Source organism: Pelomonas nitida (genome assembly GCF_043555975.1).
Classification (GTDB): Bacteria; Pseudomonadota; Gammaproteobacteria; order Burkholderiales; family Burkholderiaceae_C; genus Pelomonas; species Pelomonas nitida.
Genome location: NZ_JBIGIA010000022.1, coordinates 45,281 through 67,468, shown reverse-complemented (window position 1 = coordinate 67,468; position 22,188 = coordinate 45,281). Strand labels below are relative to the sequence as shown.

At 70.0% G+C, this 22,188-nt stretch carries 17 protein-coding genes, 1 tRNA gene and 1 pseudogene; 14 read left to right on the top strand and 5 right to left on the bottom strand.

What is annotated here, in order from left to right; translation table 11 throughout:
• The 4 genes and pseudogenes from ACG00X_RS21750 to ACG00X_RS21735 form a co-directional block, all read right to left on the bottom strand.
• A pseudogene (locus tag ACG00X_RS21750) lies at window positions 1–355 on the bottom strand (IS66 family transposase); the annotation flags it as partial.
• A 21-nt stretch (window positions 356–376) separates the two neighbouring features.
• Window positions 377–1,954 (bottom strand): ABC transporter substrate-binding protein, encoded by a 1,578-nt coding sequence (locus tag ACG00X_RS21745; protein WP_394491490.1) that lies wholly within the window; start codon window positions 1,952–1,954, stop codon window positions 377–379.
• Window positions 1,955–1,999: 45 nt separating this feature from the next.
• Window positions 2,000–3,244, bottom strand: a complete 1,245-nt coding sequence (locus ACG00X_RS21740) for a cyclic di-GMP phosphodiesterase (RefSeq protein WP_394491488.1) — start codon at window positions 3,242–3,244, stop codon at window positions 2,000–2,002.
• Window positions 3,245–3,420: 176 nt separating this feature from the next.
• On the bottom strand, window positions 3,421–4,065 hold the full coding sequence (locus ACG00X_RS21735; RefSeq protein ID WP_394491486.1) for a c-type cytochrome: 645 nt from the start codon (window positions 4,063–4,065) through the stop codon (window positions 3,421–3,423).
• A gap of 88 nt (window positions 4,066–4,153) precedes the next feature.
• Between ACG00X_RS21735 and ACG00X_RS21730 the strand changes: the two genes are divergently transcribed.
• From ACG00X_RS21730 to ACG00X_RS21695, 8 genes are all read left to right on the top strand, one after another.
• Window positions 4,154–5,008, top strand: coding sequence for an AAA family ATPase (locus tag ACG00X_RS21730; RefSeq protein WP_394491485.1), 855 nt, complete (start codon window positions 4,154–4,156; stop codon window positions 5,006–5,008).
• Window positions 5,008–5,232 (top strand): hypothetical protein, encoded by a 225-nt coding sequence (locus tag ACG00X_RS21725; RefSeq protein ID WP_394491483.1) that lies wholly within the window; start codon window positions 5,008–5,010, stop codon window positions 5,230–5,232. Before ACG00X_RS21730 ends, ACG00X_RS21725 begins: the two co-directional genes overlap by 1 nt.
• The gene (locus ACG00X_RS21720) at window positions 5,229–5,825 is read left to right on the top strand and encodes a GNAT family N-acetyltransferase (protein WP_394491481.1); all 597 of its coding nucleotides are present in this window, start codon (window positions 5,229–5,231) and stop codon (window positions 5,823–5,825) included. The genes ACG00X_RS21725 and ACG00X_RS21720 overlap by 4 nt, the downstream gene beginning before the upstream one ends.
• Window positions 5,822–7,852 carry a S9 family peptidase gene (locus tag ACG00X_RS21715; RefSeq protein WP_394491479.1) on the top strand — a complete coding sequence of 677 codons (2,031 nt, stop codon included), beginning with the start codon at window positions 5,822–5,824 and terminating at the stop codon, window positions 7,850–7,852. Before ACG00X_RS21720 ends, ACG00X_RS21715 begins: the two co-directional genes overlap by 4 nt.
• Before the next feature lie 2 nt (window positions 7,853–7,854).
• Complete coding sequence (locus tag ACG00X_RS21710; protein ID WP_394491476.1) at window positions 7,855–9,498, top strand: M28 family metallopeptidase; 1,644 nt, start codon at window positions 7,855–7,857, stop codon at window positions 9,496–9,498.
• 76 nt (window positions 9,499–9,574) lie between these two features.
• Complete coding sequence (locus tag ACG00X_RS21705; protein WP_394491474.1) at window positions 9,575–10,765, top strand: vWA domain-containing protein; 1,191 nt, start codon at window positions 9,575–9,577, stop codon at window positions 10,763–10,765.
• Window positions 10,762–12,642: an autotransporter assembly complex protein TamA gene (locus ACG00X_RS21700; RefSeq protein ID WP_394491472.1), complete on the top strand. Its 1,881-nt coding sequence runs from the start codon at window positions 10,762–10,764 to the stop codon at window positions 12,640–12,642. The genes ACG00X_RS21705 and ACG00X_RS21700 overlap by 4 nt, the downstream gene beginning before the upstream one ends.
• A gap of 43 nt (window positions 12,643–12,685) precedes the next feature.
• The gene (locus ACG00X_RS21695) at window positions 12,686–16,633 is read left to right on the top strand and encodes a translocation/assembly module TamB domain-containing protein (protein ID WP_394491470.1); all 3,948 of its coding nucleotides are present in this window, start codon (window positions 12,686–12,688) and stop codon (window positions 16,631–16,633) included.
• A 233-nt stretch (window positions 16,634–16,866) separates the two neighbouring features.
• Here the strand turns inward: ACG00X_RS21695 and katG are convergent, their stop codons facing one another.
• On the bottom strand, window positions 16,867–19,065 hold the full coding sequence (gene katG, locus ACG00X_RS21690; protein WP_394491467.1) for a catalase/peroxidase HPI: 2,199 nt from the start codon (window positions 19,063–19,065) through the stop codon (window positions 16,867–16,869).
• 217 nt (window positions 19,066–19,282) lie between these two features.
• Between katG and ACG00X_RS21685 the strand changes: the two genes are divergently transcribed.
• The 6 genes from ACG00X_RS21685 (at window position 19,283) to ACG00X_RS21660 (ending at window position 22,137) form a co-directional block, all read left to right on the top strand.
• Entirely contained in the window at window positions 19,283–19,429 is a 147-nt protein-coding gene (locus ACG00X_RS21685; protein ID WP_394491465.1) for a hypothetical protein, read from the top strand.
• Between the two features lie 4 nt (window positions 19,430–19,433).
• Window positions 19,434–19,775, top strand: coding sequence for a hypothetical protein (locus ACG00X_RS21680; protein WP_394491463.1), 342 nt, complete (start codon window positions 19,434–19,436; stop codon window positions 19,773–19,775).
• Between the two features lie 10 nt (window positions 19,776–19,785).
• Entirely contained in the window at window positions 19,786–20,319 is a 534-nt protein-coding gene (locus tag ACG00X_RS21675) for a hypothetical protein (protein ID WP_394491461.1), read from the top strand.
• Window positions 20,320–20,411: 92 nt separating this feature from the next.
• Complete coding sequence (locus ACG00X_RS21670; RefSeq protein ID WP_394491459.1) at window positions 20,412–21,080, top strand: flagellar basal body L-ring protein FlgH; 669 nt, start codon at window positions 20,412–20,414, stop codon at window positions 21,078–21,080.
• 150 nt (window positions 21,081–21,230) lie between these two features.
• The gene (locus ACG00X_RS21665) at window positions 21,231–21,992 is read left to right on the top strand and encodes a Crp/Fnr family transcriptional regulator (RefSeq protein ID WP_394491457.1); all 762 of its coding nucleotides are present in this window, start codon (window positions 21,231–21,233) and stop codon (window positions 21,990–21,992) included.
• 70 nt (window positions 21,993–22,062) lie between these two features.
• Window positions 22,063–22,137: transfer RNA gene (locus tag ACG00X_RS21660), tRNA-Arg, on the top strand.
• Window positions 22,138–22,188 lie beyond the last annotated feature (51 nt).

Here is a 22,188-nt window from a genome sequence, read left to right as displayed (position 1 = left end):
GCCATGCCGGCTTTCCCGGCGTTCCGGGCAACCCGAGGAAGTCACGGGCGTGCTGGCCGCCACGGCTGTCGGCGAAGTCGAAGACGACCGCCTGCAGCGAGCTGGACTGCGTGCTGCAGTAGCTCCAGAGGTAGGCCCGATGGGTCTTGCCGTCGCGCTAACCGGCGGGCTTGAGCATCGCAACCGGCGTCTCGTCAGCGTGCAACACCGGCTGGCGCCGCAGCTCGGCGGTCAGCGCGTCAACGAGCGGCTGCAGTTGCACGCCGCACTCGCCGACCCACAGCTTCAAGGGCAAGGGCTTCACCCTGCCCTCTTGAGCCCCTGCTTTGTGACCGCAGCCAGCCGCACCTGCCACGGGTGAATCAGTCGGCCAGCGTCAGCGGCCAACCCGGATCCACGACAGCTCGACGAAGTTGTCAGCACGGTGCACCGGCGTGACATCGGCGCGCGCTGCCCAGGGGATGAGCTGGCGGTGCAGCGGGATCACGTTGACCTGCTCGCGCAACTCGGCCAACGCACCGCGGATGAGTTGCTCGCGCTTCTTGGCGTCTTGCTCGACGCTGCTCTGCGCGGCCAAGGCGTCGGCCTTGTCGTTGCGGAAGTTGCCGTAGTTGAAGTCGCCCACGCCCTTGGCCCCGCGGGTGCGGAACACCGGCGTCAGGATGACTTCGGCATCGGTGATGTTGCCGCCCCAGCCGTACAGGAAGAGGCTGCTGTCGAGCTTCTCCAGCTTCGGGAAGTAGAGCGCCCGCGGCATCGCGTTGACGCGCACGCGCACCTTGAGCTGCGCCCACATCGACGCCAACGCGGTGCAGATCTCCTCGTCGTTGATGTAGCGGTTGTTGGGGCAATCCAGCGTCACCTCGAAGCCATCGGCGTAACCGGCATCCGCCAGCAGCTTGCGCGCCGAGGCCACGTCGTACGGCAGCCGCGTCTGCAGCGCCGGATCGTCGAACGACGCGTCGCCGGACGGCGTCAGCCCACCGGTGGGCACCGACTGGCCGCTCATCAGCTTGATCTTCAGCGCCTCGATGTCGATGGCCTGGTAGAGCGCACGGCGAACGCGCGCGTCCTTGAACGGGTTGCGATCGCCCGGTGCCTTGCCGTAGAGCAGCTTGTCGCGGGCCTGGTCCATACCGATGAACACGAGGCGATTCTCCGGCCCGTCGACGACCTTGACGCCCGCCGTGTTGCGCAGCCTCGCCACGTCGCGCGGCGCGGGGTCGTTGACGAGGTCAACCTGGCCCGAGACGAGCGCCGCCAGCCGTGTCGCGTCACTGGCGATAGGCGTGTAGACGACCTCCTGCACATTGCCCTCGAACCGGCCCCACCAGTTCGGGTTGCGCTTGAGCACGGTCTTGATGCCGGCCTGGCGGCTGACCAGCATGAACGGGCCGGTGCCGTTCGCATGCGTCGCCGCGAAGCTCTCTTCCTTGTTCTTGAAGTCCAGCGGCCGCGTGACGCCATGCGTCTCGCACCACTTGCGGCTGACGATCCAGAGCTGGTCGATGTGCTGCAGGAAGATGGGATCGAAGGCCGTGAGCTGGAATTCGACGGTGAGGTCGTCGATGCGCCGGGGCACGCCCACCGGGTTGGCGTAGACCGCGATCTGCGAGGTCGGCTCCTTGGCCCGCTGCATCGAGAACACGACGTCGTCCGCCGTCAGCGGCGTGCCGTCGTGGAACTTCACGCCGGGGCGCAGCTTGAAACGCCAGGTCAGCGGGCCGGTCTGCTTCCACTCGGTGGCCAGGCCAGGCACGATGGCCAGCTTGGCGTCGCGGCTGGTCAGGCGCTCGTAGACCTGCGAGTTGACGTTGTTCGTCAGCGTCTCGTTCTGCGAATGCGGGTCCAGCGTCTGCGGATCACCCTGCCCCGCCCAGCGCAACGTCTGCGCTGACACGCCGCAAGCCATCCCCGCCACGCCCATCAGGGCCACCACCATCCAACGCCTCATCGCGCATCTCCAACTGCAAGGAATCGGCAGTTTAGGAGCGCGGCCTTATGACCTTTTTGCGCCGGGGTTCCAAAGTTCTTCCAAGTGATTGAAGCCCCAGGCCTCGGGCGGCTCGCGGCTGATGACGCGGTCGGTCGAGCCGGGCGCCGACAGGTCCACGAGCTGCACCGGGATGGGCATGTTGGACTTGGTCGAGTAGAAGACCTTCACGCGCGGCGCCACCAGCGAGCCGCCGCTCTGGTCGATGACCACCGCCAGCCGGCCTGACTGCAGCCGCACCAGCGTGCCGGTCGGGTAGATGCCCACGCTCTTCACGAAGGCCTGGAAGATGACGGGGTCGAACTGGCCCTTCCACTGCGCCATGCGCTGCAGCGAGCCGGCCGGGTCCCAGGCGTTCTTGTAGGGCCGCGTGGAGGTGATGGCGTCGTAGACATCGCAGACCGCGCCCATGCGCGCGTACAGGCTGATTTCCTCGCCGGCCAGCTTGTGCGGGTAGCCGGTGCCGTCGATCTTCTCGTGGTGATGCAGGCAGACGTCCAGCGCCATCGGCGGCACCTTGGTGCCCTCCTTCAGCATCTCCCAGCCACGCTCCGGGTGGCTGCGCATGACGGCGAACTCCGCGTCGGTCAGCGCGCCGGGCTTGTTCAGCACTTCCAGCGGCATCTGCATCTTGCCCACGTCGTGCAGCAGGCCCGCCAGGCCAGCTTCGCGCACTTCGCTGTCGGGCAGGCCCATGTGCCGGCCCAGCGCCACCATCAGTCCGCAGACGGCCACCGAATGCAGATAGGTGTAGTCGTCCTTGTCCTTCAGCCGCGCGAGGCTCAGGAAGGCGGACGGGTTGCGCGCCAGCGATGAGGTGACCTCGTCCACGATGGGCAGGCAGATCTCGCTGTCGATGGCCTTGCCCAGCCGCGCCTCGCCGAACAGCGCCTTCACCGCCACCTTGGCCCGCCCCAGCACCTGGCTGGCGCGGTCCAGCTCGGCCTCCATCGTGACCCGTGCCTCGGCGACGACGGGCGCCGCCGGTGCTGCGGCCGGCGCCGGCTCGGCCGCCTGAGCCGGCAAGGTCGCGGGCGCCTGCGCATCGGCGGGCTCCGCATCCGGCACGTCCAGGCCCTTGTCGTTGTCGATCCAGACCGCCGGCACACCGCTGGCCTTCAACGCCGCCAGATCGGCGGGGTCGGTCAACACGAACTTCGTCTTCCAGAACGGATGGGAAAGCCATGCCCCCTCCATCGCCTGGAGATACATGCCCAGCCTCACTTCGGTGGTCGGGATCTTCTTCAGCATTGCCACGGTGACTGTGTGCCGCACAGTATCTCCGCCGGCGCCATCAGAAATGCTCCACGCTACGCGGTTTTTCACGAGGACAGGGCTTATGTCACTCGTCGATTCGCGCTGGCGACGCGACACGGCCACAAAAAAGCCGCCTGGGCAGGCGGCTTGTTCCGAGGGCAGGCGCCGGCTCAGCGGAACTTGCTCTGCGGCACGGTGGCCAGTTCGGTCGGCAGCGAGCCGATATAGCTCGCAATGACCTTCAGCTCGGCGTTGCTGAACTGCTTGATCTGCCCGGCCATGATGGCGTTGCTGCGACCGACGGTGGCCGTCTTGTCGGCCTTGTACGACTTCAGCGCAACGGTCAGGTAGTCGGCGTGCTGACCGGCCAGCTTGGGGTAGCTGGGGTCGATGGGCTTGCTGAAGTTCACGCCGTGGCAGGACACGCAGGCGCCTTTGGTCAACAGCGCGGCAACATCGGCCGGCGCGGCGGTGACGCTCTCGGCCGCCGCGGGCAGCTTGGCCTGCTGCTCGTAGAACGCGGCGACATCGGCCATGTCCTTGTCGCTGAGCGAACTGGCGATGCCGCGCATCGTCGGGTGCTTGCGATCACCCTTGGCGTAAGCCTGCAGCGCCGCGACGATGTATTTCGCGTTCTGGCCCGCAATCATGGGCACCTTGTGCACCTCGGGAAAACTCGCCTGATACCCCGGGATGCCATGGCAACCGATGCACATCGCGACCTTGGTCTCACCCACCTTCACATCCTGCGCCTGAGCGGCAAGCGCACCAAAAACAGCGGACAGGGCTAGCGTGATCTGCAGCAGTTTTTTCATGTCTCGGTGGGTATGGGGTTCTTGTGCGGCGGAAATTATAGGAGGGCTCCTATACTGAAACAGCCCCCTTTCAGCCCCGGTTTTCCCCATGAAATTTCAAGGTTCAGACCAGTATGTGGCCACGGCCGACCTGATGCTCGCGGTCAACGCGGCGGCGGCTCTGCAGCGACCGCTGCTCATCAAGGGAGAACCCGGAACCGGCAAGACCATGCTGGCCGAAGAGGTCGCCTCGGCGCTCGGCATGCCACTGCTGCAGTGGCATATCAAGAGCACGACGAAGGCGCAGCAAGGCCTGTACGAGTACGACGCCGTCAGCCGGCTGCGCGACAGCCAGCTCGCCGGCATCGAGGGCAGCGAACGCGTGCGCCACATCGAGAACTACATCGTCAAGGGCGTGCTGTGGCAGGCCTTCGAGGCCGAGCAGCCGGTGGTGCTGCTGATCGACGAGATCGACAAGGCCGACATCGAGTTCCCGAACGACCTGCTGCGCGAGATCGACCGCATGGAGTTCTACGTCTACGAGACGCGCCAGCTCGTCAAGGCCCGGCACCGGCCGCTGGTGTTCATCACGTCCAACAACGAGAAGGAACTGCCGGACGCCTTCCTGCGCCGCTGCTTCTTCCACTACATCAAGTTCCCCGACGCCGAGACGATGCAGAAGATCGTCAACGTGCACTTCCCGACGCTCAAGAAAGACCTGCTGGCCGTCGCGTTGAAGAACTTCTACGACGTGCGCAACCTGCCCGGCCTCAAGAAGAAGCCCAGCACATCGGAGCTGATCGACTGGCTCAAGCTGCTGGTGGCCGAGGACGTGCCCGTGCAGGCGCTGCAAGCCACCGACGAGAAGGTCAGCATTCCGCCGCTGGTGGGGGCGCTGCTGAAGAACGAGCAGGACCTGACGCTGTTCGAGAAGCTCGTGTTCATGCAGCGGACGAACCGCTGATGGCCGGCGACTTCGACCGCGCGCTGCGCGAGGGTGTGGCCGACGCCCTGGGTTTCGTGGCCGGCGCGTTGGCGGGCTGGGCGCTGGGCCGGCAGCTCGGCATCGACTTCATCGCCAGCCCCGACTGGAACGCCCAGCAATTGCTGGGCTTGGTGCTCATCGTGGCCGGCTGTGGCGCAGGCCGTTGGGCGGCGCGACGCGTGCTGCTGAAGGGTGGGCGATGAAGCCGGTGCTGCCCGTCACACTGGCCGCCGGCCCCGTGCGGCTGGTGCCGCTGGCGCCGGAGCACGTGCCGGGGCTGCAGGCCGCCGCCGCCGATGGCGAGCTGTGGAACCTGCGCTTCACGAGCGTGCCCGCGCCTGACGACACCGCCGCCTACGTCGAGGCCGCACTGGCAGGCCAGGCGGCCGGCCACCGCCTGCCTTTCGCCGTGCTGGACGCCGCGACGGGCGAGGTGCTGGGCTCCACCAGCTATCACGACATCGTGCCCGCCGTCGAGCGGCTCGAGATCGGCTGGACCTGGTATGCGCGGCGCGTGCAGCGCACGTCGGTCAACACGACGGCCAAGCTGCTGCTGCTGACGCACGCCTTCGAGTCGCTGGGGGCGCGCCTCGTGGGCTGGCGCACCGACAACTTCAACCACGCGTCGCAGCGCGCCATCGAGCGGCTGGGCGCCAAACGCGACGGCGTGCTGCGTCATCACGCGCTGCGGCGCGACGGCACGGTGCGAGACACCGTCATGTACAGCCTGACCGCGGGTGAATGGCCCGAGGTCAAGGCACATCTGAACTGGCAATTGGCAAGACCGCGAACATGAGCAAGGCAACCAGGCCCTTCGACGTCAACGCACTGTGGGCCCTGGATCGCATCGGCGCCCCCAGCCTCTGCCCCGATGGTGCTCAGGCGGTGGCTGCGGTCACCCGCTACGACATGGAGACGAACCAGGCGCGGGCCAGCCTGTGGCTGTTTTCCACGCTCGGCGGCGCGCCGCGTCGCCTGACCGAGGCCGGCGACAAGGACGGCAACCCGCAATGGAGCCCGCGCGGCGACCTGGTGGCCTTCACGGCCCGGCGCGAACAGGGCGGCCACAAGGACGAGGAGCCGCAGCTCTACGTCATCGCGCCGGACGGCGGCGAGGCGCGCCGCGTCGGCCGCGTCCCCACGGGCGTGGACGCCTTCAAGTGGTTTCCCGACGGGCGCCGCATCGCCTTCGTGTCCTGGGTGTGGCCGGACCGCAAGGCCGCCGGTCAGGCCGAGGCCCTGCGGGAGTTCAAGGCCCGCAAGGAGACGGCCTACGTCACCGACGAGGCGCTGTACCGCTACTGGGACCATCACCTGCCGGCGGGCCGCGTGCCGCATCTGCATGTCATCGACATCGACACCGGCCGGCTGCGCGACCTGTTCGAGGGCAGCGACTGGGAACTGGAGCGTGCCGAGCCCAATGCCCAGAGCTTCGACATCTCGCCCGACGGCCGCCGCATCGCCTTCGCCTTCGACCCGGCCGCCGACAAGCGCCTGGACAACCGCTTCGCGCTTGCCGAGATCGACGTGCGCACCCGCCGCGTGCAGACGCTGCTGCAGGACGGCGACTGGGACTTCACCGCACCGCGCTACAGCGGAAGCGGCGCGCACCTGGCCTTCCTGGCCAGCCACCAGGCGCTGGGGCACAACCAGCCGCACCGCCTCGCCGTGCTGGACCAGCAAGGGCGCTGGGCCGTGTTCAGCGACGACTGGGACCACGACGTCGCCGCCCCGCTGCAATGGGCCGAGGACGACCAGGCCGTGCTGTTCGCGGCCGAGGAGCGCGGCAGACGCCACCTGTGGCGCTTTGCGCTGGGTGACCGGCAAGCCCAGCGCGCCTTCGAGGGCGGCCATGTCGGCGCGTTCGCGCATGCCGGCGGGCTCACCGTCGTCAACCACGACAGCGTGCAGTTCCCGCCGCGCCTGTCGGTGCTGGAAGGCAGCTCGGCCCAGCGCATCGAGACGCTGAACGACGAGCGGCTCGCCGCGCACCGCTTCGGCCGGCACGAGGAAGTGACCATCACGGGCGCGCGTGGCGACGCCGTGCAGATGTGGCTGATCTACCCCCCCGGCTTCGACGCGAAGGCGAAGAAGAAGTGGCCGGTCATGCACGTCATCCATGGCGGGCCGCACACGGCTTTCGGCGACAGCTGGCACTGGCGCTGGAACCACCAGGTGTTCGCCAGCCCCTCGCCGCTGGGCACAGCGGGCGGCACCGCGCAAGGCTATGTCGTGGCGTGCGTGAACTATCACGGCTCCTCCAGCTTCGGCCACGAGTTCCTGGACAGCATCACCGGCCGCTGGGGCGAGTACGAACTGCAGGACGTGGAGGCCGCCACCGACTGGCTGCTGAAGAAGCCCTGGGTGGACCGCCAGCGCATCGTCGCCACCGGCGGCAGCTACGGCGGCTACATGGTGGCCTGGATGAACGGCCACGTGAAGCCCGGCCGCTACCAGGCCTATGTGTGCCACGCCGGCTGCTACGACTGGCAAGCGATGTACGCCGACGACGCCTACAGCTGGCACCGCAAGGAGCTGGGCGCGGCCTACTGGGAAGACCCGGCGCGCGTGGCGGCGCAGAGCCCGCACAGCTTCGCGCAGCACTTCCGCACGCCGACGCTGGTCGTCCATGGCGCGCTGGACTACCGCGTGCCCGACGCGCAGGGGCTGGCCTACTACAACACGCTGAAGTCGCTGGGCGTGCCGGCGCGGCTCGTGTGGTTCCCGGACGAGAACCACTGGATCCTCAAGCCCCGCAACAGCCGGCTCTGGTATGGCGAGTTCTTCGGCTGGCTGAGCCGCCACCTGCCCAAGGGCCGCTGAACATGCGGCGCCGCCCTCTGCTGCTGGCGCTGGCCGGCACCGCGCTGACGCCCCTCGCCCGCGCGGCCACGCGAACCCCCACGCCGCAGGCCGACGTGGCGCGCCTGCAGGCCCATCTGCGCTTTCTGGCCGACCCGCTGCTGGAGGGACGCGAAGCCGGCACGCGCGGCTTCGACCTGGCGGCCGCCTACGTGGCCAGCCAGTTCGCGCAGATCGGCCTGAAGCCGCTCGGCCATGCCGGCAGCTACGCCCAGCCGGTGCCGCTGAAGACCGGGCGCCTGGCCGCCACACCGCCCACGTTGACGCTGTGCCAGGGCGAGCGCTGCGTGCCGCTGGCCTATCTGGACGAATTCAGCATCCGCCCCGACCTGGGCCGCGCGCAGAACGACATCGACGCGCCGCTGGTCTTCGCCGGCCACGGCATCGTGGCGCCCGCCTTCGGCCTGGATGACTACGCCGGGCTGGACGTGCGCGACAAGCTCGTCGTCGTGCTGTCCGGCCGGCCGTCGGCACTGCCCCCGGAAGAAGGGGCGCACTTCGGCAATGCGCGCAACAAGGGCGAACTGGCAGCGCAGCGCGGCGCCATCGGCCTCATTCAGCTGGCCACGCCGCGCAGCGAGATCGCCTCGCCCTTCCACCTGGCGCGGCAGTACGCCGATACCGTCGCCATGGACTGGCTGACGCCGGAGGGCGGCGGCGGCAACGAGGTGGCGCGGCTGCGCGCGTCGGCCACCGTCAGCCTGCAGGCCGCGCCCAGGCTCGTGGCGGCGCTCACGGCGGACTATCTACAGCTGGTCACCGACGCCGAGGCCGGCCGCGCCGTGCCGCGTGGCGACCTCGGCCTCACGGCCAAGCTCGTCTACGGCACCGTGCACGGCCTGGCGCGCAGCGCCAATCTCGTCGGCCTGCTCGAGGGCCGCCACCCACAGCGCCGGCACGAGTTCGTCGTCATGACCGCCCACCTCGACCACGTCGGCCGCAAGCCCGGCCCGCAGGGCGACGTCATCTACCCCGGCGCCATGGACAACGCCATGGGCATCGCCACGCTGCTGGAAACCGCCCGGTTGCTGGCCCAGGGGCCGGCGCCGGACCGCTCGGTGCTGTTCGTCGCATTGACGGGCGAGGAGAAAGGGCTGATCGGCTCGTCCTACTTCGCCAGCCACCCGCCGGTGTCCGCGGCGGCGCTGACCGCCGCCGTCAACGTCGACATGCCCATCCTGCTGCACGACTTCAGCGAAGTCGTCGCGCTGGGCGGCCCGCATTCGACCCTCGGCGCGACCGTGGCGCGCGTGGCTCGTCGGCTGGGGCTGAGCACGGCGCCGGACCCCGAGCCCGCGCAGAGCCGCTTCACCCGCTCCGACCAATACAGCTTCGTGCGCCGCGGCATTCCGGCCGTCATCGTCGGCCCCGGCGCGGCCTCGTTCGATCGCCGCGACGATGGCGCCGCGCTGATGCGCGACTTCCGCCGGCTGCGCTACCACCAGCCGGGCGACGACCTCGGCCAGCCCTTCCGCTGGCCGGCGGTGCAGCGCTTCGCGCAGCTGCATCACGCGCTGCTGCTGGACATCACCCGCGCCCCACAGCGGGCACGCTGGTTGCCGGGGGACTTCTTCGGCGAACTGTTCGCGCCGGGCCGCGCTCCCTAGCTTCTGCCGCCGGCCCCGAGGGCGAAGTGGTGCGCTGCATAATCGTCCGCAACCCGCCGCACGCCCCGAGCGCCTGATGTTGATCCAGTTTTTCTACACGCTGCGTGCCGCCAAACTCAAGGTCACGGTGCCGGAGTACCTGACGCTGCTGGAGGCCTTGCGGGCGGGTGTCATCGCCCCGGCCGAGGAAGGCGGCGTCGCCTCCATCGACGACTTCTATCACCTCGCCCGCGCCACCCTCGTCAAGGACGAGACGCAGTACGACAAGTTCGACCGCGCCTTCTCGGCCTACTTCAAGGGTGTGGAGCTGCTGACCGACTTCACGGCCGACGTGCCGCTGGAGTGGCTCAAGCAAAACCTGCAGCTCGAGCTGACACCGGAGCAAAAGGCCGTCATCGAGAAGATGGGCTGGGACGAGCTGATGCGCACGCTCAAAGAACGCTTCGAGGAACAGAAAGAGCGCCACGAAGGCGGAAACCGCTGGATCGGCACGGGCGGCACCAGCCCGTTCGGCAACTCGGGCTACAACCCGCAGGGCGTGCGCATCGGCGGCAAGGGGGGCAACAAGAGTGCCGTCAAGGTCTGGGAGCAGCGCGCCTACCGCGACTACGACGACACACTGGAACTCGGCACGCGCAACATCAAGGTCGCGCTGCGCCGGCTGCGCCGCTTCGCACGCGAGGGCTCCGAGCTGGAGCTGGACCTCGACGGCACCATCCACGGCACCGCCGCCAACGCCGGCATGCTGGACATCCGCATGCAGCCCGAGCGCCACAACAAGGTCAAGGTGCTGCTGCTGATGGACGTGGGCGGCACGATGGACGAACACATCCATCGCGTGGAGGAGCTGTTCTCGGCCTGCAAGAGCGAGTTCAAGCACCTGGAGTTCTATTACTTCCACAACTGCGTCTACGACTTCGTCTGGAAGAACAACCGCCGCCGCTTTGCCGAGAAGCTGAGCACCTGGGACCTGATCCGCAAGTACAACCGCGACTACAAGCTCATCTTCGTCGGCGACGCCACGATGAGCCCCTACGAGATCCTGCAGGTTGGCGGCAGTGTCGAATACAACAACGACGAGGCCGGCGCCGAATGGCTGCAGCGCCTCACGCACGCTTTTCCCCGTTACGCATGGATCAACCCCGAGCCGCAAGGCGTCTGGCAATACCGGCAGAGCATCGCGCTGATTCAGCAGCTGATGCAGCAACGCATGTTCCCGCTGACCCTCTCCGGCCTCGAAGGCGCGATGCGGCTGCTGAGCAAATGACATCGGGCATCCGGGGGACCTTGCGTGCGGGCCGCGCCCGAACGGCGGGCGACAGTCGGCCCGGCGCGGCCGCGCTGGTCGCACTGCTGCTCGGCGCGGCACTGAGCGGCTGCGCGACCAAGCCCCGTGAGCCCGAGCCTGCGGCCGCCCCTGCGCCCGACATCCCGGCCGACGCACCGGCCGTCTACCGGCTGGACATCCAGGTCGACGGTGCCGCCGACGGCAAGCTGCGCGAGCTGCTGCAACAGCACCTCGACATCGCCCGCTACCGCGCCAGCGAGGCCGCACTGAGCCGCGTGGAACTGGCGCGGCTGGCCGCCGCCGCGCCCGCCCAGGCACAGGCCCTGCTGGAGACCGAAGGCTATTTCAACGCCCAGGCCGACGTGCAGCGCGAGGCCGGCGACGAGACCCGCGTGCGTCTCGTCGTCAAGCCGGGCCCGCAGGCCCGCATCGGCAAGGTCGAGATCGAGTTCACCGACGCCATCGCCAGCGACGACGTGCAGGCCTTGCGCGACAGCCTGCGCAGTGCCTGGCCGCTCAAGGACGGCAGCGGCTTCACGCAGTCGCAATGGTCGGCCGGCAAGAACGACCTGCTGCTGCGCGCACGCGCCGGTGGCTACCCGCTGGCCCGCTGGGCCGAGACGGCCGCGCGTGTCGACCCCGAGACGCAGAGCGTCGAGCTGCATCTCGTCATGGCCAGCGGCAACCGCGCCCGGTTCGGCGCCTTGCGCATCGAGGGCCTCAAACACCAGACACGGCAGAGCGTCGAGCGCCTGACGGGCTTCAGCACGGGCGACCCCTACACCGAGCAGCAACTCGCCGACTTCCAAGAGCGCCTGGCCAAGACCCAGCTGTTCGACGCGGTACGGGTGCAACTGCAGTCCGAGGTCGTGGAGGCCGACGGCACCAGCCCCGTGCTGGCCACGCTCACCGAATCGTCGCTGCAGCAGTCCACCATCGCCGTGGGCTACCACGCCAACAGCGGGCAAAGCGTCAGCGTGGAGCACCTGCATCGCCAGCCCTTCGGCCTCGCGATGCGCGCACGCTCCAAGGTGCAGCTGAGCCGCGACCTGCGCGGCATGGAGCTGGAGCTCAGCTCCCACCCGCAGCCCGACCTGAAGCGCAACATCGGCTCGCTGACGTTTGAGCAGGACCGCAGCGGCGACACCATCGCCACCAACCTGGGCCTGCGGCTGGGCCGCATCTACGAGTCCCCGAAGGACGACCGGCTCAGCTATGTGGAACTGCTGCGCGCCCGCGAGACAGCCGGCAGCGAGGTCAACACCAACCTGGCGGTGTCCATCAACCAGCAGTGGACGCGCCGCCGGCTGGACAGCGCGCTGCTGCCGACCGATGGCCACCAGGGCCTGCTGCTGCTGGGCGTGGGCCAGGTGCGCGGCGGCGGCAGCGACGTCAGCGGGCCCTTCGGCCGCATGCAGCTCAAGCTGGGCGCCTACAAGCCGTTCGGCGGCTGGTTCGGCTCCGCACGGCTGGAGGCGGCCCAGGTCGTCGCGCGAGAGTCGGTCGGCGTGCCGGAGAAGCTGCTGTTCCTCGCCGGCGGCGACGAATCGGTGCGGGGCTACAGCTATCACAGCCTGGGGCCGCAGAAGGCCGGGTTGACCGTCGGCGGCCGCGTGCTGGCCACCGGCAGCCTGGAGATCGCCCACCCGCTGCTGAGCAGCATGCCAAGCCTGTGGGGCGCGCTGTTCGTGGACGCCGGCAACGCCGCCTCGCGCTGGCAGGACTACCGACCCGTCGTGGGCCTGGGCGCCGGCGTGCGCTGGCGCAGCCCCGTAGGGCCGCTGCGGGCCGACGTGGCGCGCGCGCAGGAAACGGGGAAGTGGCGGCTGCATTTCAGCGTAGGGATCACGCTATGAAGCTAGACGCTGCGACTTCGTCGATCAGCGTGGGGATCCGGCGATGAGGCGTTCGCTGCGCGTGCTGCGCAACGGCCTGATCGGCCTCGCGGCCCTCGTCGTCATGCTGGCGGCCTTCGTGGCCTGGCTGCTGCGCAGCGAGTCCGGCGGCGCGTGGGTGCTCGCCAACCTGCCCGGCGTCAAGGTCGAGGCCGCCGAAGGGTCGCTGATGGGCGACTTCCGCGCCCGGCGACTGCTGCTGACCTGGGCCGGCGGCGAGGCCGAGCTGCGCGGGCTGCACTGGTCGGGCCTGGGCATGAGCGCGTCGCAAGGCGTGCTCGCGGCGCGCGAGCTGACCGTGGACGAGGTGCTCATCCGCACCCAGCCCAGCACCAGCCCGACAGCCGCGCCCACCGACCTGACGCTACCCCTGGGCGTGCACATCGCCAAGCTGCTGGTGGGGCGACTGAGCTGGTCTGCCGATCAGGCCCCGATCGAAAACCTCGCGGCCGAGGTGCACCTGCCACGCAATGGCACCCACCACCTCAAACTGAACGGCGCGCGCTGGCAGCACCTGCTGCTGGCCGGTGACGCCAGGATCGAGTCCGCCGCGCCGCTGCAGACCGAGGCGACGCTGACGGTGCAACAGAACGAAGCCACCGACCTGCCCTGGCTGGCCGTGGCCGCCGCGCGCGGGCCGCTGGCCACGCTGAGCGCCAAGGCGGAGCTCGAAGCCGCGCATCAGGCGCTGAAGATCGAAGGACAGGTGCAGCCGTTCGCGCCGTGGCCGGTCCATACGCTGCAACTGCAAGCCAGCAAATTTGACCTGGCTGCGCTGATGCCCAGCCTGCCGCACACGGCGCTGACGGGCACCGCCAAGCTCAACGCCCCGGCCCGCAACGCCGAAGCCACGCTGCAGGCGCAGTTGCGCAACGACATTCCCGGCCGCTGGGACCAGCAGGCGCTACCCGTGCGGCTCCTGAGCCTGGCCATCGCCGGCCGGCCCGACCAGCTCACCAGCCTGCGCCTGACCACGCTGGATGCCGAACTCAACGGTGACGCCCGCGTGCAGGGCAAGGGCCGGCGCAGCGCCGACGGCCGCTGGCAGCTCGACGCCCGCGTGCAAGGCCTGCGCCCCGAACTGCTGGACGCGCGGGCGACGCCGGCGCGGCTGGACGGGCCGCTGACGCTGTCGGGCGGCGGCCCGGACCCGCTCGCCGCGACGCTGGACCTGCGCGGCACGCTGGAGCAGCGGCCGCTGCGCGTGCAGGCGCGCGTGCAGGGCCGCCTGCAGGATCAGGGCAGCACCTGGCAAGTCGAACAAGCGCGCCTGACCAGCGGCGACGCGGAGTTGCAGTTGTCCGGCAGCCTGGAGGCCCCGCACACCGCGCCGCCCGCCGCCAAGCTCCAGGCCCAGCTGCGCCAGTTCGACCCTCACCTGCTGTGGCGCGGCGAGCCCGGCTCGGCCTGGGCGCGCCTGCCGGGCACCACCAAGCTCAACGCCAACGCGCAGGTCGATGTGTCGGGCAATGCCCTCGCCCGCGTCACCGGCAATGCCGACGCCACGTTGCTGCCCAGCCAGTTCGCCGGGCTCCCGCTGCAAGGACGCCTCAGCACCCGCCGCGCCCGCGCGACCGATGCGGCCAGGTTCGACGTCGACGTGCAACTGGGCCAGAACCGCACCCAGGCCACGGGTGACGCGCGCGCCGACGCCGTCAACGCCAAGGTCAAGCTGCAGGCCGCCCGGCTGGCCGAGCTGAACCCCTTGCTGGCCTTGTTCGACCAGGGCGCCATCGCCGGTGAGGTCGACGCCGACGGCGACCTGCAGCTGCAACGGGTGAAACCGATGGCGCTGGGCAAGGCCACGCCCAAGACCATGCCCGCCGCCGTCTGGCAGTTCGGCGGCAACGGCCAAGCTGCGCTGAAGGCGCTCGTCGCCAACGGCGTGGCGGTGGAAAGCGCCAAGGCGCGCTGGGCGCTGCCCGCACCCGGCACCGACGGTGACGCGCCGCTGGCCTTGCAGGTGGAGGCAGGCGGCGTGCGCAACGGCCAGACGCAGCTCAAGCTGATCAAGGTCGATCTGCAGGGGCGCCGCAGTGCCCACGACCTGAAGCTGCAGATCGCCGGCCGCCAGCCGGGCGGCGAGCAGGACTACAACCTCGGCGCCACCCTGCAGGCCCAGGGGCGCTGGGACGGTCAGGCCTGGGCCGGCCAGATCGCCAAGCTGGACATCGCGCCGTTGCGGCCCAACACCCCGCCGCTGCTGGCGGCGAGCGGCGTTGCGCTGAAGATCGGCCCCGGCCCGCAGATCAGCGTGGAGCCGGGCCGCGCGGAGGTGGGCGGTGCCTTCGTCCGCTGGCAGGCGCTGGCCTGGCGCGGCGGCGACCAACCCGAGACCCGCGCCGACCTGCAACTCGAAGACCTGGCCGTGGCGCCGCTGCTCTCGCGCTGGCAGCCCGACTTCGGCTGGGGCGGCGACCTGCGCATTACCGGCCACGCGTCGCTGCTGCTCAACGACACGCTGACCGCCGAGCTGCTGCTGGATCGCCAGGGCGGCGACTTGCACGTCACCGACGAGTTCGGCTCGCGCCCGCTGGGCCTGACCGACCTGCGGCTCGCGCTGACCGTGCGCGACGGCGTGTGGCAACTGGCCGAAGGCGTGGCCGGCAAGGAGTTGGGCTCGCTCAGCGGTGCGGTGACGATGCGGCCGGCCAAGCGCTGGCCGGAGGCGAACACACCGATCCAGGGCGTGCTGCAGGCCAACGTGGCCGACCTCGCCACCTGGGGGCGCTGGGTGCCGACCGGCTGGCGCCTGGGCGGCCATGCCGCCGCCACCGTGCAGATCGGCGGCCAGCTGGGCGGGCCGGACCTGACCGGCCACGCGCAGGGCGAGAACCTCGCGCTGCGACACCTGCTGTACGGCGTGGACGTGACCGAAGGCCGCTTCCAGCTCGCGCTGCAAGGCCAGCATGCCGAGCTCACCCAGCTGGAAGCCCGCGCGGGCGACGGCTGGCTGCACGCCACCGGCCGCGCCGAGCTGGGCGCGCGGCCGGCGGCCCATGTGGAGCTCAAGGCCGACAAGCTGCGCGTGCTGTCGCGCGTGGACCGGCGCATCGTCGCCAGCGGCAACGCGACGCTGGACATCGACGCCAAAGGCCTGCAGCTGACCGGCAAGCTGCGCGCCGACGAAGGCCTGTTCGACTTCACGCATGCCGACGCCCCGACGCTGGCCGATGACGTCACCGTGCTGCGCGGCTCGCGCAACATCGACACGGCCGTGCCCACCGCACCGCGCGCGGCCCGCGACACCCGCGTGGACCTGGCACTGGACTTTGGCGACAACTTCAAGGTGCGTGGCCGCGGCCTGACCACCATGCTGCGCGGCCAGTTGCAGGTCGCGCAGAAGGACGGCAACCCGCTGCGCGTGACCGGCCGGCTCGACGCCGATGGCGGCCAGTACGCGGCCTACGGCCAGAAGCTGGAGATCGAGCGGGGCGACATCAACTTCACCGGCACGCTGGACAACCCCTCGCTGGACTTGCTGGCCGTGCGGCCCAACCTCGACGTGCGGGTGGGCGTGCGCGTCACCGGCACGGCGCAGTCGCCGCGCGTGAGCCTCTATTCCGAGCCCGACATGAGCGACACCGACAAGCTGTCCTGGCTGCTGCTGGGCCGCGCGCCGGACACGCTGGGCCGCACCGACACTGCGCTGCTGCAGCGCGCCGCCGTGGCCCTGCTCAGCGGCGAGGGTGAAGGCGCCACCGGCAAGGCGCTGCGCCAACTGGGGCTGGACGAACTGTCGCTGTCACAGAGCGACGACGACACCAAGGCCACCATCGTGCGCTTGGGCAAGCAGATCTCGCGGCGCTGGTATGTGGGCTATGAGCGCAGCCTGAACGCGACGACCGGCAGCTGGCAGCTGATCTACCGCATCGCCCAGCGCTTCACGCTGCGCGCACAGAGCGGCGAAGACAACGCGCTGGACGTGATCTGGCAGTGGAAATGGAATTGAGGGCCCACCCCCGAAGCGCTGGCGCGCTCCCCCTCAAGGGGGCGCCGCCAGTGGCCCGGCAAAGCCGGTTCCACGGCGGCCGCTGGAGGAGCAGCCGGCCTGCGGCGGCTGCATCGCGCGGCCCGGCGCCGGTCCGCGACCGACACCAAGCCCTCGATGCCCCGGCGACGCCGCGCGGAGATGGCAAGTGACGGGCGTCGCCATGCGCCGCAGATCGCCCGTCACGACCACGCTCAGGCGTGCAGGTCGAAGCGGTCGGCCTCCATCACCTTGACCCACGCAGCGACGAAGTCCTGCACGAACTTCGGGCCGGCATCGCTGCCACCGTAGACCTCAGCCACCGCGCGCAGTTGCGCGTTGGAGCCGAAGACGAGGTCGGCGACGGTGGCCGTCCACTTGGGCTGGCCGGTCTGGCGGTCCACGCCTTCCAGCACGCCGTTGGCGCCCTGTTGCCACTTCGTGCCCATGTCCAGCAGGTTCACGAAGAAGTCGTTGGACAAGGTGCCCGGCCGCGTGGTGAACACGCCGTGCTGGCTGCCGCCGGCATTGGCGCCGAGCACGCGCAGGCCGCCCACCAGCACCGCCATCTGCGGGGCCGACAGGCCCAGCTGCCGGGCCTTGTCCACCAGCCGCTCGGCGGCCGACGCCTCGGGCAGCCCCGGCGCGAGGTAGTTGCGAAAGCCGTCGGCCCGAGGCTCCAGCACCGCGAACGACGCCACGTCCGTCTGCGCCTGCGCGGCATCCGTGCGGCCGGCGCTAAAGGGCACCGTGATGGCCACGCCAGCCTGCCGGGCCGCCGCCTCGATCGCGGCGCCACCGGCCAGCACGATGAGGTCGGCCAGCGAGATCCGCTGGGCGCTCGCCTGCCGAATCTCCTCCAGCCGCGCCAGCACCTGCGCCAGTTCGGCCGGCTGGTTGACGGCCCAGTCCTTCTGCGGCGCGAGGCGGATGCGCGCGCCGTTGGCACCGCCACGCTTGTCGCTGCTGCGGAAGCTGCTGGCCGAGGCCCAGGCCGTGGCCACGAGCTGCGCCGTGGTCAGGCCCGACGCCAGCACCTGGGCCTTGAGCGCTGCCACACCGGCGTCGTCGATGAGCGGGTGCGCCACCGCCGGCACCGGGTCTTGCCAGATCAGCTCTTCCTTCGGCACCAGCTTGCCGAGGTAGCGTGACACCGGGCCCATGTCGCGGTGGGTCAGCTTGAACCAGGCACGGGCAAAGGCGTCGGCGAACGCCGCCGGGTCGGCATGGAAGCGGCGCGAGATCTTCTCGTAGACCGGGTCCATGCGCAGCGCCAGGTCGGCCGTGGTCATCATGGGCGCGTGGAACTTGCCCGGGTCGTGCGCATCGACGACGGTGCCGGCGCCAGCGCCACCCTTGGGGCGCCACTGGTGCGCGCCCGCCGGGCTGCGCGTGAGCTCCCAGTCGTACTTGAACAGCGTGTCGAAGTAGCCCATGTCCCACGTCGTCGGGTTGGGCTTCCAGGCGCCCTCGATGCCGCTGGTGATGGTGTGGCCCGCCATGCCGCTGGCGTAGCTGCTCTTCCAGCCCAGGCCCTGGTCGAGGAGATCAGCACCTTCCGGCTCCTTGCCGACGTGGCTGGCCGGGCCGGCGCCATGCGCCTTGCCGAAGGTGTGGCCACCGGCGACGAGGGCCACGGTCTCCTCGTCGTCCATGGCCATGCGGGCGAAGGTCTCGCGGATGTCACGCGCCGAAGCGACCGGGTCGGGGTTGCCGTCCGGGCCTTCCGGGTTCACGTAGATCAGGCCCATCTGCACGGCGGCCAGCGGGTTCGCAAGATCGCGCTCGCCGCTGTAGCGGCTGTGCGCTGCGGTGCTGGGGGCCAGCCACTCGGTCTCGGCGCCCCAGTCGATGTCGGCCTCGGGCTCGTAGATGTCGGCCCGGCCGCCGCCGAAGCCGAAGGTCTTGAAGCCCATGGACTCCAGCGCGACGTTGCCGGTCAGGATGAAGAGATCGGCCCAGGACAGCTTCTCGCCGTACTTCTGCTTGATGGGCCACAGCAGGCGGCGGGCCTTGTCGAGGTTGCCGTTGTCGGGCCAGCTGTTCAGCGGCGCGAAGCGCTGGTTGCCCGTGCCGCCACCGCCGCGGCCATCGAACACCCGGTAAGTGCCCGCGGCGTGCCAGGCCATGCGGATGAAGAACGGGCCGTAGTGGCCGTAGTCGGCTGGCCACCAGGGCTGCGAGTCGGTCATCAGCGCGCGCAGGTCTCGAACGACGGCGTCCAGGTCGAGCTGCTGGAAGGCACGCGCGTAATCGAAGTCCGCGCCCATCGGGTTGGCACTCGCCGGTTGCTGGTGCAGGACGCTCAGATCGAGCTGATTCGGCCACCAGTCGCGGTTGCCGCGCGCTCGCGGCGCGGGTGGGTTGGTGGCTGAGGCATGGCCCGAGAAAGGGCACTTGGGTTCGGTGGACATCGCGGTCTCCATGGGTTGTCCGGGGTGCCAGGGCAGTCTAGGAGTCGGGTCTCGGCGCGGCAAAGCAATCCTGCCAATCACGGTGATAGCGACAAATGAGCGCCGGGTGATGCAGTTCACCCAGCAGCCCGTCAATGCGGCGTTCGGCGCCGTCATCGCCCGAACGCAGGCGAGGCCCCAGGCCAAGAATTTCCCCACTTCTTCAGGAGATTCAGCCATGCAGATCAAGCCCCCCGCCACCTCCCACACCGCGCCCGCACCGCAGCCTGCCAGGACAGCCGCTGCCGCCAACAAAGGGGGCGACTTCGCGCAGATGCTCAAGACCGCGCAGGCCGACGCGCCCACCGCGCCCGCGAAGGGCTGATGCCATGAGCGCCGTGGGCATGCGCTGCAGCAGCCGGGCTGACGACGCGCGCAGCCGCACCGCCGGCACGAGCCAGGCCGCCCTGGCCCACCGCCGCGCCGGCCAGTGCACCGCGCACGCAACGCTCGGCGGCAAGGGCAACAGCGTCGGCGTGACGGTCAGCCTGAGTGCCAAGTCACTGGCGGCGGTGACGGATCTGGCGCACTCCGCCGTCAAGCTCGGCAGCGAAGGCGTGCAAATGGTCGAGGACGCTGCCAAGGCCACGGCCGAGACCGTCGGCGAGGTGCTGGACCACGGCGTCATCGCCGGCGTCGTGGGCGCCGCGCTGGTGGGTGCGCTGGTTTGAGGGGAGCACGATGAAAACCTCCGCCAGCCCCACGCTGCTCGCCGCACTGACCTTCACATGCGGCCTCACCGGCTGCACGGCATTGGGCCCCATGGCCACCTGGGAGGCGCTCAAGTGGAGCGGCTCCACCGCGCTGGCACACCAGAGCGCCAAGCCGGTCAACACCGTGCACCACGGCGACGCGCCCATCAAGGACGTCTGCGTCGAATACAACCGCGAGATGCCGCTGGACGAACTGGTGCCGGCGCTGCAGGCCGCGCTCAAGAGCCAGGGCGTTGAAAGCCGCGTCTACGACGCCGGCACCGGCCCGCGCGCCTGCACCTACTGGCTGCGCTATGTCGGCAGCATCGAGTGGGGCACGCCGCCGCTCAGCCAGGACCCGCGCCCCTACCTCAGCGCTGCCGCCCTGAGCCTGCACAACGCCGACGGCCGACTGCTGTCCAGCAGCGCCTACGTCAGCGAAGCCAGCGGCGCCCGCTGGGCCAGCACCCGCAACAAGATCGCGCCCGTCGTCAAGGCGCTGATCACTGGTTTCGAGACCTGACCCGCCGCGCGTCACGTCTGCGCGAGCCCCTCCACCCCTTCGGCCACGCCATGCACGCCCACCGCCCCAGTCCCATCGCCCCAGCCACTGCCTTGCTCGCCGCCACGTGCGCCACGCTGGCCGCCTGCTCCTCCACGCCGCCCAGCCTCGTCAACGTGCCGGTGATGGCGGCCCCGGCGCCCACGCCGATGTTCCTGGAGCAACCCGCCAACGGCGCCATCTTCCAGGCCCACATGGCCAACTCCACACTGTTCTCGGGCGAGCGGCGGCCGCGCGCCATCGGCGACACGATGAAGGTCGACATCGCCGAGAACATCCGCGCCACGCAGAAGCAGACCGGCGAGACCAGCCGCGAGAGCAAGCTCGCCAGCAAGGGGCCCGGCGGCGCCAAGGCCGGCACCGCCCTCGCATCCCTGATCAACGTCGACGCGACCGCGTCGGGCAGCGACTCCTTCAAGGGCTCGGGCGTCACCGAGACGGCCAACACCTTCAACGCCCAGCTGGCGGTCACCGTCATCAACGTGCTGCCCAACGGCCATCTGCTGGTGGCCGGCGAACGCAGCATGGGCCTGGCCGGCGGCGTGACCACATTGCGCTTCTCCGGCATCGTCAACCCGCGCGACATCGGCGCCGGCAACGTGGTCGCCTCGCGCGACGTGGTGAACGCCAACCTGGAGAACGTGGCCCGCGGCGATGTGTCCGACGCGAGCTCGCGCAGCTGGCTGCAGCGGGTGCTGGCCCGGACCTTGTCTATTTGGTAAGCGCCAGGTGTCAGGGCTTAACAGCATGCATTCAAGCCCTTTACACGCCGCCCCTAGCCTCTATTCCACCGATCGCGAGCCGGCTGTGGCGCCTACAAAGCAGGCCGCGCCGTCCGCCACCGCGCGCGAACAAGAACAACAGCAGTACCGATGAAGAACCGACGCAATCCCGGATCGAAAGCCGCCACGGACCCCTGGCTGGCCAAAGGCAAGCTCAAGACCTACCGGCGCGGTCAGCGCATCATCGAGGCCGGTACATCGCAGAACGAATGGGTCGCCATCAGCCGCGGCGCGGCCTGCCTGGTGTCGCAGGTCGCCCCCGGTACGCAGGTGGCGGTGGCGGCGCTGTGGCTGGGCGATGTGATCGGCGGGGAATCGCCGCTGGGCAAGCTGGCCGCGCGCTACGACGTGACGGCACTGGTGGACGTGACCACCATCAACATCCCGCTCGCGCAGGCCCAGGCCGACGCCGCACCGCCACTGCCGCCCGGCACCCATGACGAGCTCTACACCGCCACCGCGCGGCGGCTGCAGGGCCAGATCTCCATGCGACTGGCCGGCAACGGGCTGCAAAGGCTGGTCAGCGTGATGGCGACGCTCGCCACCGCGCTGGCGCCCGAGGCCAGGCTCCACGGCGGCTGGCAGGCCAACCGGCTGTCGCTGCCCATCTCGCAAGCCAGCATCGGGCAACTCTCGGGGCTGTCACGCCGCCAGACCTGGATCTACCTCGGCCAGCTGAGCGGCCGTGGCTGGGTGACGACGTCCCGGGCCAAGGTCACGCTGGAGGCGCTTAGCGCCTGGCTGGACGTGATGGGCGAAGTGGAGAGTTCCGGCATCGAATGCATCTCGACGCTGGAGCACTGCGACCTGACCCTGCAGCGCCTGAGTGCCCGGGCGCTGAGCATCGCCTGAGCCGCCGGCACCGCGCCCGCAGCCATGCGAGAATGCGCGCCCTCGCCCACCCCAGGGCGTGCGATCCCTGCTCTCCGTAGTTCAATGGATAGAACGGCCGCCTCCTAAGCGGCAAATACAGGTTCGATTCCTGTCGGAGGGACCACCGCCCACAGGGAAGCATCCGCCGCGGTGCGTGATCTGTGCCAGGTGCGGC